14 protein-coding genes are annotated in these 16,705 nt (G+C 58.1%); 3 read left to right on the plus strand and 11 right to left on the minus strand.

Annotation, left to right across the window (positions count from 1 at the left end):
• Positions 1 to 112: 112 nt before the first annotated feature.
• The 10 genes from ABRP31_RS25185 to bioB all read right to left on the minus strand — a co-directional run bounded on the left by ABRP31_RS25185 (position 113) and on the right by bioB (position 11,911).
• Positions 113 to 274 (minus strand): YqaE/Pmp3 family membrane protein, encoded by a 162-nt coding sequence (locus ABRP31_RS25185; RefSeq protein WP_049826708.1) that lies wholly within the window; start codon positions 272 to 274, stop codon positions 113 to 115.
• Positions 275 to 642: 368 nt separating this feature from the next.
• Positions 643 to 2,421 (minus strand): acyl-CoA dehydrogenase C-terminal domain-containing protein, encoded by a 1,779-nt coding sequence (locus tag ABRP31_RS25190; RefSeq protein WP_349972163.1) that lies wholly within the window; start codon positions 2,419 to 2,421, stop codon positions 643 to 645.
• A 306-nt stretch (positions 2,422 to 2,727) separates the two neighbouring features.
• On the minus strand, positions 2,728 to 4,020 hold the full coding sequence (locus ABRP31_RS25195) for a diguanylate cyclase (protein WP_087274432.1): 1,293 nt from the start codon (positions 4,018 to 4,020) through the stop codon (positions 2,728 to 2,730).
• 537 nt (positions 4,021 to 4,557) lie between these two features.
• Positions 4,558 to 6,363 carry a phenylacyl-CoA dehydrogenase gene (locus tag ABRP31_RS25200; RefSeq protein WP_087274434.1) on the minus strand — a complete coding sequence of 602 codons (1,806 nt, stop codon included), beginning with the start codon at positions 6,361 to 6,363 and terminating at the stop codon, positions 4,558 to 4,560.
• Positions 6,364 to 6,708: 345 nt separating this feature from the next.
• Complete coding sequence (locus tag ABRP31_RS25205) at positions 6,709 to 7,005, minus strand: pyrroloquinoline quinone biosynthesis protein PqqE (protein WP_349973678.1); 297 nt, start codon at positions 7,003 to 7,005, stop codon at positions 6,709 to 6,711.
• 290 nt (positions 7,006 to 7,295) lie between these two features.
• Entirely contained in the window at positions 7,296 to 7,976 is a 681-nt protein-coding gene (gene bioD, locus ABRP31_RS25210; RefSeq protein WP_349973676.1) for a dethiobiotin synthase, read from the minus strand.
• 32 nt (positions 7,977 to 8,008) lie between these two features.
• On the minus strand, positions 8,009 to 8,821 hold the full coding sequence (gene bioC / locus ABRP31_RS25215) for a malonyl-ACP O-methyltransferase BioC (protein ID WP_349973674.1): 813 nt from the start codon (positions 8,819 to 8,821) through the stop codon (positions 8,009 to 8,011).
• Positions 8,814 to 9,545 (minus strand): alpha/beta fold hydrolase, encoded by a 732-nt coding sequence (locus ABRP31_RS25220; RefSeq protein WP_349973672.1) that lies wholly within the window; start codon positions 9,543 to 9,545, stop codon positions 8,814 to 8,816. Before ABRP31_RS25220 ends, bioC begins: the two co-directional genes overlap by 8 nt.
• Positions 9,538 to 10,728, minus strand: coding sequence for an 8-amino-7-oxononanoate synthase (bioF, locus tag ABRP31_RS25225; RefSeq protein ID WP_349973671.1), 1,191 nt, complete (start codon positions 10,726 to 10,728; stop codon positions 9,538 to 9,540). Before bioF ends, ABRP31_RS25220 begins: the two co-directional genes overlap by 8 nt.
• 127 nt (positions 10,729 to 10,855) lie before the next feature.
• Positions 10,856 to 11,911 (minus strand): biotin synthase BioB, encoded by a 1,056-nt coding sequence (gene bioB / locus ABRP31_RS25230; RefSeq protein ID WP_087274446.1) that lies wholly within the window; start codon positions 11,909 to 11,911, stop codon positions 10,856 to 10,858.
• Between the two features lie 122 nt (positions 11,912 to 12,033).
• Here bioB and ABRP31_RS25235 point away from each other — a divergent pair, with 122 nt between their 5' ends.
• The 3 genes from ABRP31_RS25235 to ABRP31_RS25245 all read left to right on the plus strand — a co-directional run bounded on the left by ABRP31_RS25235 (position 12,034) and on the right by ABRP31_RS25245 (position 15,702).
• Positions 12,034 to 12,768 carry a ComF family protein gene (locus ABRP31_RS25235; protein ID WP_349973669.1) on the plus strand — a complete coding sequence of 245 codons (735 nt, stop codon included), beginning with the start codon at positions 12,034 to 12,036 and terminating at the stop codon, positions 12,766 to 12,768.
• Positions 12,769 to 12,953: 185 nt separating this feature from the next.
• Positions 12,954 to 13,718, plus strand: a complete 765-nt coding sequence (locus ABRP31_RS25240) for a TOBE domain-containing protein (RefSeq protein WP_349973668.1) — start codon at positions 12,954 to 12,956, stop codon at positions 13,716 to 13,718.
• 82 nt (positions 13,719 to 13,800) lie between these two features.
• On the plus strand, positions 13,801 to 15,702 hold the full coding sequence (locus ABRP31_RS25245; protein ID WP_349973666.1) for a PhoX family phosphatase: 1,902 nt from the start codon (positions 13,801 to 13,803) through the stop codon (positions 15,700 to 15,702).
• Between the two features lie 137 nt (positions 15,703 to 15,839).
• Here ABRP31_RS25245 and ABRP31_RS25250 read toward each other — a convergent pair whose 3' ends face one another.
• Positions 15,840 to 16,673 carry a phosphodiesterase gene (locus ABRP31_RS25250; protein ID WP_349973664.1) on the minus strand — a complete coding sequence of 278 codons (834 nt, stop codon included), beginning with the start codon at positions 16,671 to 16,673 and terminating at the stop codon, positions 15,840 to 15,842.
• Between the last annotated feature and the right edge of the window lie 32 nt (positions 16,674 to 16,705).

A 16,705-nucleotide genomic window follows, 5' to 3' on the forward strand; every position in this document is an offset into this window, starting at 1 on the left:
AGTAGAGCTTGCTCACGATAAGGGCACCCGATTTCAGGCCAATTGCGTCCAGCCTTATCGCGAGCAGGCTCTACTCCCACATAAGAAATGTGCCCGATTCAAAAATATCGAATTATTTCCGACTGGCGATGATGTACACAGCGTGGATGATGCCTGGGAAGTAACCAAGGATGGTCAGCAGGATGTTCAACCAGAACGCGCCGGCGAAACCGACTTGCATGAACACGCCCACGGGCGGCAGCAGAATAGCGAAGATGATGCGAATAATGTCCATGGGATAGCTCCAGATTTTAAATGGCTCTCGTAAGCCACACAGCGAATTGACCTGCGGGCGGTGAAAGAGGTTCCATTTTGGTCTGGCAACAAGCCATTACCGAGCGAATTCAACGGCTGTAGCTGCTGCAGATTGCCTGCAACTTAATCGGCCCCAATAAGAAAACCCCGCCTAAGCGGGGTTTTGCAGACTGTTTCCCTGACTTCCCTTTCTCCCCACCATCCTGGCAGGCATCCTTACGTGTCCGTGTTATTTGTTGCGCTTCCTGCGCTACGTCCTTGGAATAAAGATTAACTTTGGATCCATTACAGCGATAGAGGCCAAATAGCACCACAGCATGTAAGTAAATGCTTACAGAGCCTCTGTCGTCAAAATTGCGCCGCGTCCAGCAGGAACAGCGAGTCGCTTCCCGCCTTGACCGAAGCACTCAGCGAGTGGATGCGCGGCAGCAAACGGGCGAAGTAAAAACGTGCCGTCCCAAGCTTGCTGGCGTAGAAATCTTCCTGAGCTTCTTTGCCCAACGCCGCTTTGGCCATCATCGCCCACAGATACGCATAAGTGGTGTAGCCAAACACATGCAGATACTCAACGGACGCCGCACCAATTTCCTGCGGATTGTTACGGGAGCGATCGAGAATCCAGTGGGTCAGTTCGTCCAGCGTATCCAGCGCAGCGCTCAGCGGCTTGGTGAACTCGCTCAATGACGCATCAGAGCCAGCGATGAATCCACGGACCTCGTCAGCAAACAGCTTGTAATACGCACCGCCGCTGCCAACGATCTTGCGACCGACCAAATCCAGTGCCTGAATGCCGTTGGTGCCTTCGTAGATCTGGGTGATGCGCACATCACGCACCAGTTGCTCCTGGCCCCACTCACGAATGTAGCCGTGGCCGCCAAATACTTGCTGGCCGTGAATAGTCGTTTCCAGGCCCATGTCGGTCAGGAACGCTTTGGCGACTGGCGTCAGCAGCGCGACCAGTTCATCAGCCCGCTGACGAGCAACCTCATCTTCGCTGAATTTGGCGATATCCAGTTGCATGGCCACGTAAGTGGAGAATGCCCGACCGCCCTCATTCAGCGCTTTCATGGTCAGCAACATGCGCCGCACATCCGGGTGGACGATGATCGGGTCAGCCACTTTCTCGGGCTGCTGTGCGCCAGTCGGCGAACGGCTTTGCAGACGATCACGGGCGTAATCAATGGCATTTTGGTAAGAGCGCTCACCCGACGCCAGCCCCTGAATACCTACGCCAAGACGCTCGTAGTTCATCATGGTGAACATCGCCGCCAGGCCTTTGTTTGGCTCGCCGATCAGATAGCCAACGGCTTCGTCGAAGTTCATGACGCAGGTCGCGGACGCCTGGATGCCCATTTTGTGTTCAATGGAACCGCAGCTCACGGTGTTACGCGCACCCAGGCTGCCATCGGCATTGACCATGAATTTCGGCACCAGGAACAGTGAGATACCTTTTGGCCCGGCAGGCGCATCAGGCAACTTGGCCAAGACCAGATGGATGATGTTTTCGGTGAGGTCGTGCTCGCCACCGGTGATGAAAATCTTGGTGCCGGAAATCTTGTAAGAATCATCCGCCTGCGGTTCGGCCTTTGTACGGATGATGCCAAGATCAGTCCCTGCGTGGGCTTCAGTCAGGCACATCGAACCCGACCAGGCGCCGGAATACATGTTCGGCAGGTAAGCAGCCTTGAGTTCTTCTGTGGCGTGAGTGTTGATCGAAACACAGGCCCCGGAAGTCAGCATCGGATAGAGACCAAAGGCAAGGCTCGCCGAATTGAGCATCTCCTCGACCTGAGCCGAAACCGCTTTGGGCATGCCCATGCCACCGAAATCAGGATTACCGCCGACGCCGACCCAGCCGCCCTCGGCATAGGTTTGATAGGCCTGTGGAAAACCGTCGGGGGTGGTCACGGCGGTGTCATTCCAGCGACAGCCCTGCTCGTCACCATTGCGGCTCAACGGAGCGATGCCTTTGCTGGTGACCTTGCCTGCTTCCTCAAGGATGGCTTCGACTGTTTCAGCATCAACCGTCTCGGCCAGTACCGGTAACTGCGCCCAAAGCTTCGAGACTTCGAAGACTTCATTAAGTACGAAACGCATATCGCGCAACGGCGCTTTGTAGTCAGCCATGGCAAACCTCACAGGAACAGGAGCAGTACGTTCGAATGGAGTGATCCCGCAGAGAAAGCGCGAAATCAGTGTCGATGAACCGAGTGTACTCGAACACCATTAGCGACACATAGGGTCGATATGTGACCATTTATCAAATAATAGTCACATAAATATGCAGCGATCCTCAGAAGCCCACGGCTGTCCGGGTTCATGCCATTTTTCTGTAGGAGCGCAAGGAGGTAACGGCGGCCGCAAAGCGGTGTGTCGGGCAAACAGCTATCGCGGCCTGGCGATGTTTACAGAGAAGTGCGCGTGCCAAGGAGGTTAAGCGGCCGCAGTCCGCACAGCACCGCGTTTGGTGCTTTGCCCATGAGACATGACACAGTTGCGGCCTGCGCCTTTGGCGGCGTACAACGCCTGGTCTGCCGCCTTGAGGACTTCTTCGGGAGTGCGGTGTTCCGGCAGACGTTCGGCGACGCCAATACTGACGGTCACCGACACGCTGGTCGCCGGTCCTGCCCCACGTCGCTGGCGACCTTGCTGATCATCCTTGGGGCGGTTATCCGGGTTACGCAACTGAATCTCATAGTTGGCGATGACTTCGCGAATGGCCTCCAGATGAGGAATGCATTCCTCAATGGACTTGGCGGCAAATACGATGGCGAATTCCTCACCGCCGTAGCGATAGGCCTTGCCGCCGCCGTTGGTGATTTTCGACAGTTTGCTGGCCACCAGCCGGAGTACCTGATCACCCACATCATGGCCATGGGTGTCGTTGAATTTCTTGAAGTGGTCGACATCGCTCATCGCCAGAACGTAATTACGCCCCAGACGCTGCATACGCTCGTTGAGGGCGCGGCGTCCCGGCAGCCCGGTCAATTCATCCCGGAAAGCCATTTGATAGGCCTCATGAGCAACACCCGCAGCAATCATCAACATGACCTGACTGCACATGATGTTCAGCGTGAACGGCAGAATGAAAGTTTTCGGCAATGCCCAGAATAATCCAAGCAGGCCAATCAACTGCGCGGCATGCAGCGGCCGAGGTTTGCGCACGTACTGGGTGATCAATAAGGCGAAGGCAATCAGGAAGGATACGTACGACAGCTGAATCAGGCTCATCCACGATCCGTGCAACGCAGGCCAGCGGATTTCTGCCAGCGAGGCCAGCAGCGCCGCCGGGTAGCTCTGCTCCAGCCCCAGCGCAACACCGCCGACGGCCACTAATACCGCAAGTCGCGCGACCAGGTCTTGAACCAGATGAGTTCGCTCCTCCCAGGCCGCGTAAGTGCCATACAACAACGGCAGCAGCAGACACACGAGATGAAACACCACAGCTGCGTCTTCACGAACCTTGCCGTTGTCCCGAAAGTAGTCAGTCTGGGTATCGAGCAAAAAGTACGCGATATACACGGTGATCATCAGAAACAGCTCGCGCTGGCGACGATAGACACAGCAATACGCGCCGCCCAACAGCAGGACCAGCGTGGGCAGAACGTTGAACAGGGACGTGAAGAAAACGTTCAGGTCCTTGACGTACGCAGCCGCCAGCCCCGCCAGCAATAAAAACAGCGAGGGGAGAAAATGACTCAAGCGTGCAGCAGAAGAACGCAACAAAAGGGATGTCTCCTACCCATCACAGGGTAAAGAACTTAGTAGCTGGCATTGTGCCTTCATCCGCTCGGATATGCATTCAGAAGAACTAAATAGCGGGCTACTTTCTTTAACGGCAGCAATCCGAAAATGTTTATTGCGGGGAGATGAAGATCGCGGAGCGGCACTGATAAGCCATACCGGGGGCACCGCTCGCGAACAAGTTCGCTCCTACCGAGATTCCCTGCATCATCCGGATTTGCTTACCGCAGAACCCGAGTGGGCGATGACATCACCGGTAGGAGCTGTCCCTTCGTCACTGACACCGCGCTGTCGCGCAGCAAACATTGAATCTGTAGGAGCGCACGAGCACCGCGAGGCCGCGATGGCGGTGTATCAGACAGTACGCCATCGCGGCCTCGCGGTGCTCGTGCGCTCCTACAGAAAAGTATGCCAATCAGATAGTTGTAGTTTGTTTGCGAACGGCGCCCCCGATACGAGCAGCCACAAAAAAGCCGCCTCCCCCGAAGGAGAAGCGGCTTTGAGTGAATCCGACGCGGCTTAGTAAGCCAGGCCGAAATCCTCTTCTTTCATGTCCATCAGGTTATTGGCACCCGACAGCATGGCGGCGACGTGCGAACGGGTGCGCGGCAGGATGCGCTGGAAGTAGAAGCGCGCGGTCTGCAACTTGGCGGTATAGAACGCTTCTTCGCTGGTACCGGCCGCGAGCTTCTCGGACGCCACGCGGGCCATGTCAGCCCAGAAGTAAGCCAGGCAGGCGTAACCGGAATACATCAGGTAATCCACCGAGGCGGCACCGACTTCTTCACGGTCCTTCATGGCGGCCATCCCCACTTTCATGGTCAGTTCGCCCCACTCCTTGTTCAGTGCCGCCAGCGGAGTGATGAACTCCTGAACAGCTTCGGCCCCTTCGTTGTTCTGGCAGAACTTGTGGACGATCTTGGTGAAGCCTTTCAGTGCTTCGCCTTGAGTCATCAGCACTTTACGACCCAGCAGGTCCAGCGCCTGAATACCGGTGGTGCCTTCGTACAGCATCGAAATGCGGCTGTCGCGAACGTTCTGCTCCATGCCCCACTCGGCAATGAAGCCGTGACCGCCGTAGATTTGCACACCGTGGTTAGCGGACTCAAAACCCACTTCGGTCATGAATGCCTTGGCAATCGGAGTCATGAACGCCAGCAGTGCATCAGCCTGCTTCTTGTGCTCGGCGTCTTGGCTGTACTTGGCGATATCAACCTGCTTGGCAGTGAAGTACACCATGGCACGGGTGCCTTCAGAGAAGGCCTTCATGGTCAGCAGCATACGACGTACATCAGGGTGAACGATGATCGGGTCAGCGGCTTTGTCCGGCGCTTTCGGGCCAGTCAGGGAACGCATCTGCAAGCGATCACGCGCGTATTTCAGGCCGCCTTGAAAGCCGATTTCGGCATGAGCCAGACCTTGCAGCGCAGTACCCAGACGCGCAGTGTTCATGAAGGTGAACATGCAGTTCAGGCCTTTGTTCGCCGGGCCGATCAGGAAACCGGTGGCCGCGTCGAAGTTCATCACGCAGGTCGCGTTGCCGTGAATACCCATCTTGTGTTCCAGAGAACCACAGGTCACGGCATTGCGCTCGCCAACGCTGCCGTCAGCGTTTGGCAGGAATTTCGGCACGATGAACAGCGAGATACCTTTGGTGCCCGCAGGAGCATCCGGCAGGCGCGCCAGTACGATGTGGACGATGTTATCGGCCATGTCGTGCTCGCCAGCCGAGATAAAAATTTTGGTACCGGTCACGCGGTACGAGCCATCGGCCTGAGGTTCGGCTTTGGTACGCAGCATGCCCAGATCGGTGCCGCAGTGGGATTCGGTCAGGCACATGGTGCCAGTCCATTCACCGGAAACCAGCTTGGTCAGGTACAGGTGCTGCTGTTCTTCGGTGCCGTGTTCGGAAATGGTGTTCATCGCGCCATGCGACAGGCCTGGGTACATGCCCCACGACCAGTTGGCTTCGCCGACCATTTCGCTGACCGCGAGCCCCAAAGACTCAGGCAAGCCCTGACCACCATGCTCCACATCATGGGCCAGACTTGGCCAGCCACCTTCGACGAATTGCTTGTAAGCCTCTTTGAAACCGCTCGGCGTTTTCACGCCAGACTCGCTCCAGGTACAACCTTCCAGATCACCAACACGATTCAACGGTGCCAGAACCTGCTCACAAAATTTGGCGCCCTCTTCAAGAATGGCGTCGACCATATCTGGAGTAGCGTCCTGGCAAGCCGGCAGACTTTGATAGTGCGCTTCGTAGCCGAGCAGTTCGTCACGTACGAAGCGAATATCACGCAAGGGGGCCTTGTAGTCAGGCATAGCGATAAACCTCTGCTGATGAAACCTGGAAATGTGTGACCGATCGGTCGCTGTGGGAACGTTCCCCAACCACCGGACAATCTCGGATGCCTAGCGGTCAAACAGGTGTTTGAAACATACGTTTACGCCCAAATCTTGTCAAGCATGCGTCTGCAACCTTTCATCCTCTGAAGTTTTACAGGGCGCACGGGCAAAGGCGTGCAGCGCTGCACAAGCCGTTCGTCGATGGCATGAGTCTAGTTGAGAGAGTCGGGTTTGCAGAGCAGCTGCGCAGGAAATAGAAGCGGGTGATGGCAGGGAATTCAGCGCATGCCGTGCGCGATCGCACGGCACAGAGGGGATAAATCAGGCGTAGGTATCGATCAACGTGCCGAGCATTTCGTCGCTGGCTTTTTGTACGGCAACACCGACTTCAACCTGGCTTTTGCCCGAGGCCATTTCGACCAGATTGGCAGACAGGTCGGAACGCTGGGAACGATCAACTGAGCGCAGGTTTTCAAGCTGGAAGTCTGAAGACTGGCTTCTGCCAGACACTTCAATGTTGCTGCTGGCGATTTGAGTAGCCGCCTGATCGACACGCGACTGCCCAACTTCCATTGCACTGAGGCCTGGATACAGCGTGTTGTTCATGGTGATTTGCATAAGTCGATCCTCTGTTCATAAAGCGAACACGGGCTTATTTAAGCAGTAAACCCAGTGAAACACCCGACAAAAAGACTAATGGCACTAGGCCTCTTCATAGACTAATCCTTTTTGCCTTGGCCAGTTTACTGCTTCGAACAGCCTCGCATTGGTCAATTTTTGTGCAGTGGCGCACATCTCGGCTACACCAACTCCCGCAGGAGCCATCGGAGGTTACGACGATCGCCAAGCGGTGTCTCCGACAGACCGCAACGCAGCCTTTGGCAGCACCTACATAAACCGCTCAGCGATCAATCCAGCAATTCCAGATGCAGATGCTCCGCCACAGCATCAGCCCCGGCCCTCTTCAACTTGGGCACGCGACCCAGACATGGCGCAGGCAAGCGCTCTGCCAATGTGGCCAGATTTTCTTCGAGGCGCGAGGTTTTCGGATCAATGATATTGGCCACCCAACCGGCCAATTGCAGGCCATCGGCGGCGATGGCTTCGGCGGTGAGCAACGCATGGCTGATGCAACCCAGGCGCACGCCAACAACCAGAATGACCGGCAACTGCAGACCGACAGCCAAGTCCGACAGGTTGGCCTGGTCGGCCAGCGGCACACGCCAGCCACCCGCTCCTTCGATCAGAGTGAAGTCAGCATTGCGGGCCAGCAATAAACGCATTGGACCGAGCAGCGCCTGCACCGTGAGCGTCACGCCCGCCTCCCGCGCAGCCAGATGCGGCGCGATGGCGGGTTCGAACGCAAACGGATTGATCTCGTCATAGCTCAGCGCCACAGAACTTTCAGCCATCAGCGCCAAGGCATCCGCGTTACGCAGGCCGTCAGGGGCAATTACGCAGCCCGACGCGACCGGTTTACCCGCAAGAGTACTCAGCCCGCTCAACCGGGCGGCATGCAGCAGGCCTGCAGCGATGGTGGTTTTACCGACATCGGTGTCGGTGCCTGCGATGAAGTACGCACGGCTCATCTCGGCAATCCCTTCTAACTAACGTGGTGAACTCAGACTGCTTTTTCCAGCACGGCGTAGACGACCTGATACGTCGCAGGCAACCCCTCAGGCTGGCGATAACCTTCATACGCCTCAATCAAGGCTAGTAGTCGCGCGCGTCCGGTCAAACCGCCGGGACGGCCCGGATTCAGATTGTGCGCGCCCAACGCTTTCAACTCATGTGTGAGGCTGCGCACATCCGGGTAATGCAGAACATGAGGCCTGACCTCAAGCGAGCGTACTCGCATCCCGCTGGACGCGCACAACTGACGGTAATCGTCGAGTTGCCGGAAGCGATTGACGTGAACCAGACCGTCCACCGCCTGCCAACTGTCGCGCAACTCATAAAGCGTACCGACACACAAACTGGCGAAGGCGAACACTCCGCCCGGTTGCAGTACGCGGCGAGCTTCACTGAGGACAGCCGCAAAATCAGCACACCACTGCACCGCCAGACTCGAGAAAATCAGCTCACAGCTGTCATCGCGCAACGGCATGCGCTCCGCATCGCCAGCGACGAAATGCTCGGCACCACCCAAAGGCTGCGCGTGGCGCAACATGCCTTCGGCGATATCCAGCGCCACGCCTGTGCTGCCCGCAAAGGTTTCGGCCAACGCGCGACTGAAGTAGCCCGTGCCGCTGCCCAGATCCAGCCAGCGCTGAGGATTCAGCCCGACAGGCAGACGCGACAGCAGTTCGCCGCCTACCGCACGCTGCAATTCCGCAACGCTGTCATAACTGCCCGCCGCACGAGAAAAAGAGGCCGCCACCTGGCGTTTGTCTGGCAAACCACCCGGCAGCCGTGGATTGGAAAGATCAGTCATCACCGGACTCATGCAAAAAAGCGTGGATCGCCGCCGCCACGCCGTGAGGGTTTTCCAGCAGGAAGGCGTGACTGGCCTGTTCGATCAGCCCCACTTCCACATCAGGTAGCAGCGCCAGCAGATCACTCGCCGCCTCGGCGGGCACAAACGCATCCAGCCCGGCGAACAGATGCAGTTGCGGGCCGCGAAAGGTCTGCAACGCGCTGCGGGTATCGAGTTGCTCGAGCAACTGCAGGCCATGCACCAATGCATTGACGGAGCCATGAGGAGCACCGGCCTTGAGCAGTCGCGAGATTGCACGTGGATCTTCGGCCCCTTGCGCACAGAGCAGACTGAAGCGCTTCAAGGTCGCGTCCGGATGATCAATACACCCGGTCAGGAACGCATCGAAATCCCCGGCGGGCATCGCATTGGGCCACGCGCCACGAGGTACGAAGCTGGCGTTGCTGGCCAGCGTCAGCAGACCACAGCAACGTTCACCACGACGCGCCGCCAACTCAGCCGCGAGCATACCGCCCAGCGACCAGCCACCCAGCCACGCGTCATCGGGCAACGTCGAGTCCAGTTCGTCGAGCCATTCTCGAGGATCGCTACTGTCCAGTTCTGGCAACGGCTCGATTTCCACCCTAAGGTGCTCGTCCAGCCCCCGCAGCGCAGCAGCCAAAGGCTCCAGAGGCGAGATACCCAAGCCCCAGCCCGGTAACAGAATCAACCGATCACGCATGTTCTGGCTCCACCGATTCGCTCGCGCCCAGCAGCGGGTAACACTGCGCCAATGCATTCAACAATAGCTGCACTTGGGCGGCGCTGTGTGCGGCGGATAACGTCACGCGCAAACGCGCACTGCCTGCGGGCACAGTCGGTGGTCGGATAGCGGTCACCAGCAGGCCGTGCTCACGCAGCATCTGCGAGAGACGCACAGCTTGCCCGGCATCGCCAATCAGGATCGGCTGGATCGGCGTGAAGCTGTCCATTAGCGTCAGGCCAATCTGTTCAGCTCCGGCGCGAAACTGTGCGATCAGCCGCGCCAAGTGCTCACGACGCCAATGCTCGGTGCGCAGCAGCTCAAGACTTTTCAACGTCGCGCACGCCAAAGCAGGTGGCTGGCTGGTGGTGTAGATGTATGGTCGGGCGAATTGAATCAGGGTTTCAACCAGCTCCTCGCTGCCCGCGACAAAGGCTCCAGACGTGCCAAACGCCTTGCCCAACGTGCCGATCAATACCGGCACGTCATCCATGCCCAAACCAAAATGCTCAACGATGCCGCCGCCATGGGCACCCAACGGACCGAAGCCATGAGCATCGTCAACCATCAGCCAGGCACCTTTGGCTTTCGCGGTTTGCGCCAGGGTCGGCAGATCAGCGATATCGCCGTCCATGCTGAACACGCCATCGGTGACCACCAGCGTATCGCCAACGGCCTTCTCCAGACGTGTACTCAAACTCTGAGCGTCATTGTGCAGATAACGGGAAAACCGCGCGCCGCTGAGCAATCCGGCGTCCAGTAGCGAAGCGTGATTGAGGCGATCTTCGAGCACGGTATCGCCCTGCCCGACCAACGCCGTGACAGCACCAAGGTTGGCCATGTAACCGTTGGAGAACAGCAGCGCCCGGGGTCGACCGGTGAGCTCGGCCAGCGCCTCTTCAAGTTCGTGATGCGGGCTGCTATGGCCAATCACCAGATGCGATGAGCCACCGCCTACGCCCCACTTATCGGCACCGGCCTGCCAGGCGGCGATAATCTCGGGGTGATTCGCCAGCCCCAGGTAATCGTTGTTGCAGAACGCCAGCAACGGCTTGCCGTCGACCACCACTTCAGGGCCTTGAGGGCTTTGCAACAAAGGACGCTGGCGATAGAGATTGTCAGCACGCCGGCGAGCCAGACGTGCGTTCAGATCGAAAGACATGGAAGGCCTCGGGGAGGGAAGCTGTCTGGAGTTCCATGTGGGAGCGAGGCCTGCCCGCGATAGGGGTTAACCAAAATCGCGGGCAAGCCTCGCTCCCACAGGACCTCGAGCAACAGGAATCTTCGCGTTAAACCACGGCGTTATAAAACTGCTCGCTGCTTTTTTGCTCAACCAGCGCCTGCTCGATGGCAGCCTGGTGCACTTCGTCAGCATGTTCTTCGCGAGCTTCCGGCTTGATGCCCAGTCGCGAGAACAACAGCATGTCTTTGTCAGCCTGCGGGTTCGCGGTGGTCAGCAACTTGTCGCCGTAGAAGATCGAGTTGGCACCGGCAAAAAACGCCAGCGCCTGCATTTGCTCGTTCATGGCCTCACGACCTGCCGACAGACGCACGTGGGACTGAGGCATCAGAATGCGCGCCACGGCAAGCATGCGGATGAAATCAAACGGATCGATGTCTTCGGCATTTTCCAACGGCGTACCGGCGACCTTGACCAGCATGTTGATCGGCACCGATTCCGGATGCTCTGGCAGGTTAGCCAACTGGATCAACAAATTGGCGCGGTCATCCAGGGACTCACCCATGCCCAGAATGCCGCCCGAACAGATCTTCATCCCGGAATCACGCACGTAAGCCAGTGTTTGCAGGCGCTCACTGTAGGTTCGGGTCGTGATGATGCTGGTGTAGAAATCCGGCGATGTATCCAGGTTGTGGTTGTAGTAATCCAGGCCTGCCGACGCCAGCGCTTCAGTCTGCTCCTGATCCAGACGACCGAGCGTCATGCAGGTTTCCAGGCCAAGGGCTTTCACGCCTTTGACCATTTCCAGCACGTAAGGCATGTCTTTGGCCGAAGGATGCTTCCAGGCAGCGCCCATGCAGAAGCGGGTCGAGCCAATGGCCTTGGCGCGGGCGGCTTCTTCGAGAACCTTCTGCACTTCCAGCAGCTTTTCTTTTTCCAGGCCGGTGTTGTAGTGGCCCGACTGCGGGCAGTACTTACAGTCTTCCGGGCAGGCGCCGGTCTTGATCGACAGCAGGGTCGAGACCTGCACGCGATTGGCGTCGAAGTGAGCACGGTGCACAGTCTGCGCCTGAAACAGCAGGTCATTGAAAGGCTGTACGAACAGCGCTTTGACCTCAGCTAAAGTCCAGTCATGACGCAAAGTGGCGGTGGTGCTGGCGCTCATCGGGCGGTCCTCGGTTTCTGCATTGGTTCTGTTAGCGAACGACCCTGCGACTCAACCCTGCTTGAACAGGCTGAAAGTCCACAGTCGTGACACGGATATGTCGGCATGTTTAAGGAAGAGCCATGCGCTGTCAACCACATCCTACGTATCAGGTTTACAACTGGTTAAAAAACAAACAACCATGTTTATTATGTGATGAATCAACCGATACGCCTTATGCCATCTGTACCGCCTGCGAAACCGAACTGCCTTGGCTCGGCGACCAATGCCAGCAATGCGCACTCCCGCTGGGAATGTCAGGCCTGAGTTGCGCGCAATGCATTCGAAACGCACCGGCTTTCGATGAGGTCGCAGCTCCCTGGCTATACCAGTTCCCCATCGACAGTCTGATTACGCGCTTCAAGCATCAGGGCAACTGGCCAATGGGACGCCTGATGGCGCAATTGCTCGGGCAGTTTCTGCAACACAGCTTCGAAGAAGACCTGCCCCGCCCGGACTTTCTCCTGCCCGTGCCACTCGCCGTAAAACGCCTGCGCCAGCGCGGCTATAACCAGGCCGCAATGCTCGCTGACTGGCTGGGCGATCAACTGCAACTGCCGGTGGAGGAGCGGCTGATACTCCGCACTCAGGAAACCCCGGCCCAACAAGGCCTCGACGCCAAGGCCCGCAAGCGCAACCTGCGGAATGCGTTTGTTGTGATGGATGGGGAGAAGATCAAAGGCAAGCATGTGGCGCTGGTGGACGATGTGCTGACCACCGGCTCTACCGCGGATGTGATTGCAAAGCTGCTGATCAAGGCCGGGGCGTGTCGGGTGGATGTTTATTGCCTGGCGCGGACGCCCAAACCGGGGGATTGATTAGCATCAACAGAGAACGGCATTTTGTAGGAGCTGCCAAAGGCTGCGAAGCATTCATCCTGACACGCCGCCATCGCAGCCTCCGGCAGCGCCTACAGGTATGAGTCTGGCGCTAGACCCTGCACACCGATAAGTACTTCATGCCTTACACTGCCAGCCATCATCACGACCAAAAAGCTGCCCCCATGCCCCTACCCACCCTGCTCACTCAACACATGGTCCGTCGCCCGCAACGCATCGCGCTGTTGCAGCACATTGCCGAGCAGGGCTCGATCACCCGGGCGGCGAAGAGTGCGGGGTTGAGTTACAAGGCGACGTGGGATGCCATTGATGAGCTGAACAACCTGGCACAGCAGCCGTTGGTCGAGCGCAGTGTAGGTGGGCGCGGCGGTGGTGGTGCGAAGCTGTCTGTCGAGGGCGAACGCGTTTTGCGTTTGTACCATCGTCTGCAAGCGCTTCAGGCTCAGGTTCTGGAAGCCACTGAAGAAAGCGCCGACCTGGATTTACTCAGCCGCCTGACATTACGTACCAGTGCTCGCAACCAGTTACTGGGGCGTGTCGAGAGTATCTCCGCTCACGGCCACAACGATCTGGTCCGCCTGCGTCTGGCCGGAGATGTGTTCATCAATGCACAGATCACCCACGACAGCACGCTGCGCCTGGATCTGGCGGTGGACACCGATGTGGTGGCGCTGATCAAGGCCGGCTGGCTGGAATTACAGGCACCCGGGCATCCTGTAACAAATGGACACAATTTCTTGAACGGCACGATAGAAGAGGTCATCGACGCGACTGATGGTCCCAGCGAGGTGCGTATCACCCTTCCCAGCGGGCAGATTCTCTGCGCGTTGGCAGAGCCCGCGCAGCTCGCGACCCTTCAGCTAAAAACGGGCAGCGCCGTGCAGGTTCAATTCGCGCCATCCCTCGTGCTGCTGGGCACGCCGCTGTAAGCGCAACGGCGTCATTGCCGCGACACAATTTCGTCATATCCGCTCACTAAGGTGTCTGCCACACCTGCTGGGAGCCGTGTTGATGAAACTACTAGAAGAAAACCAATCTACAGACCTCGAACAAATGGTCGGCCTGACCCGCCGTGGCTTCATCACCGCTGGCGCCTTGTGTGGCGCAGCGATGTTTCTCGGCGGCGGCCTGCTGAGCCGCACCGCGCTGGCCAAGAGTGTCAGCGCCGCATCAGGCACGCTGCTGGGTTTCGACAGCATTCCAGCCGCCACGGCTGACAGCATCAGCTTGCCGCCGGGTTATAAATCTTCCGTGCTGATCAGTTGGGGTCAGCCGCTGCACGTGGGCGGCCCGGCATTCGACCCGAGCGGCAAAGGCACCGCCGAGGCGCAGGAAGTGCAGTTCGGCGATAACAACGATGGCATGAGCCTGTTCCCGATGCCGGGTCATAAAGACCGCGCGCTGATGGCCATCAACAACGAATACACCAACTACCGCTACCTGTTCGATCACGGCAAAGAGCCGCAATCCGCTGAAGACGTGCGCAAAGCGCTGGCCAGTGAAGGCGTGTCGGTGATTGAAGTGCAGCAAAAGAACGGCAAATGGCAGTTCGTGCAGAACTCCAAATACAACCGCCGCATCCATGGCAATACCCCGATCAATCTGAGCGGCCCTGCCGCCGGGCACGAGTGGCTCAAGACTGCCGCCGACAGCACCGGCACCAAAGCACTCGGGACTTTTCAGAACTGCGCCAACGGCAAAACGCCGTGGGGCACTTACCTGACCTGCGAAGAGAACTTCACCGACTGCTTCGGTAGCACCGATCCCGAGCAGAAGTTCGACGCGGGCATCAAGCGTTACGGCGCTGTTGCCGCCAGTAAAGACATCAACTGGCACCAGCACGACCCGCGCTTCGATCTGGCCAAAAACCCTAACGAGATCAATCGCCATGGCTGGGTCGTGGAAATCGATCCGTTCGACCCGAAATCCACCCCGGTCAAACGCACCGCGCTGGGTCGCTTCAAGCATGAAAACGCAGCCCTGGCAGAAACCAAAGGCGGCCGTGCTGTGGTGTACATGGGCGATGACGAGCGTGGCGAGTTCATCTACAAGTTCATCAGCCGCGACAAGATCAATCACCAGGATCCAAAAGCCAACCGCAACCTGCTCGACCACGGCACGCTGTACGTCGCTCGCTTCGATAATGGCGACGGTAACCCGGACCGTCCGAAAGGCACCGGCGAATGGATCGAGTTGACCCACGGCAAAAACGGCCTGGATGCATCTGCCGGTTTCAATAACCAGGCTGAAGTGCTGATCCATGCTCGCCTCGCGGCCAGCGTTGTGAAAGCCACGCGCATGGACCGTCCTGAATGGATCGTGGTCAGCCCGAAAGACGGTCAGGTTTATTGCACGCTGACCAACAACGCCAAGCGCGGCGAAGACGGGCAACCGGTTGGCGGGCCTAACCCTCGGGCGAAAAACCAGTATGGGCAGATCCTGCGCTGGCGCGAAAACGACGACAACGCCTCGGCAATGGCTTTCGATTGGGACTTGTTCGTGGTTGCGGGCAACCCGACCGTACACAGCGGCACGCCACAAGGCGGATCGAGCAACATCAACCCGCAGAACATGTTCAACAGCCCGGACGGCCTGAGTTTCGATAGCGCCGGTCGCCTGTGGATCCAGACTGACGGCGACTCCAGCAACAAAGGCGACTTCGCCGGCATGGGCAACAATCAGATGTTATGTGCCGACCCGCAAAGCGGCGAAATCCGTCGTTTCATGGTCGGCCCGATTGGTTGCGAAGTCACCGGCATCAGCTTCGCGCCGGATTACAAAACCATGTTCATCGGCATCCAGCATCCAGGTGAAAACGGCGGTTCGACCTTCCCCGAGCACCTGCCCAACGGCAAACCGCGCTCATCGGTGATGGTGATTACGCGGGATGATGGTGGCGTGATCGGCGCTTGATCTGATTCGCTTAACCTGTGGGAGCTGAGCTTGCTCGCGATAAGTCTGGACGCGGTTCACTTTAGATCGCATCCAGCCTTATCGCGGGCAAGCCCAGCTCCCACAGGTGGTATTCCAAGTCGTTAACCTATCGCCGACTAATCAATCAACCCATTCACGTCATAAAACGGATACGGCCCCGGGTACTCGCCGAACACCGCGTTATGTGTCACCAGCCCTTGCTCTGGGTGCCAGCGGTGCAGCAGGTAACCGGCCGGTTCCAGATTGAAATGCGCCGGGGCGTCTTCCTGCAGATCAAGCACGATCTGGTGGGAAGTACCGGGACAAATGCAGCTCAGGCTGCCACCAAAACGACGCTGCATCGGACGATGCAAATGCCCGCACAGCAAGCGTTCGACTTGCGGGTGACGGGCAATCACTTTTTCGAATGGCCCCCTGTTGATAAACGGCTCACGGTCCATGTGGCCAATACCGGTGATGAACGGCGGATGATGCAAGACCAACACCGTCGGCACATCCGGGCGGCGCGCCAGTAACTCATCGAGCCAGAGCAACTGACACTCCGACAGTTGTCCGCCATGTGAGCCGGGAACACTGGTATCCAGGCCAATCAACCGCACGGGATGCTCTTCCACGACCCAATCCAGTGGCGCATCGGATGAAAGGGGCAGGTACGTCTGATTGGCGAACTCGGCCAGCAAGTGCTGGCGATCATCGTGATTGCCCGGCACCAGATAAAACGGCATGTGCAGCCGTTTCAGTTCTGGATGCAGCACGGCGTATTCATCCGCACGACCGAAGTCCACCAGGTCGCCACTGATCACCACGATATCGGGACGCGGCACGCTGGCGTTCAGGTGATCCACGGCACGACGCAATGCGCTCAGGGTATCGACGACGCCATAGGTCAGTTTCTGACCGGCTTTAAGGTGCAGATCGCTGATCTGCGCAATGAGGAATGGGTGGTTCAAAATTAGATCTCAACAAAAAATACAGATTTGTG

It is taken from the genome of Pseudomonas caspiana (genome assembly GCF_040224095.2).
Lineage (GTDB): Bacteria > Pseudomonadota > Gammaproteobacteria > Pseudomonadales > Pseudomonadaceae > Aquipseudomonas > Aquipseudomonas caspiana.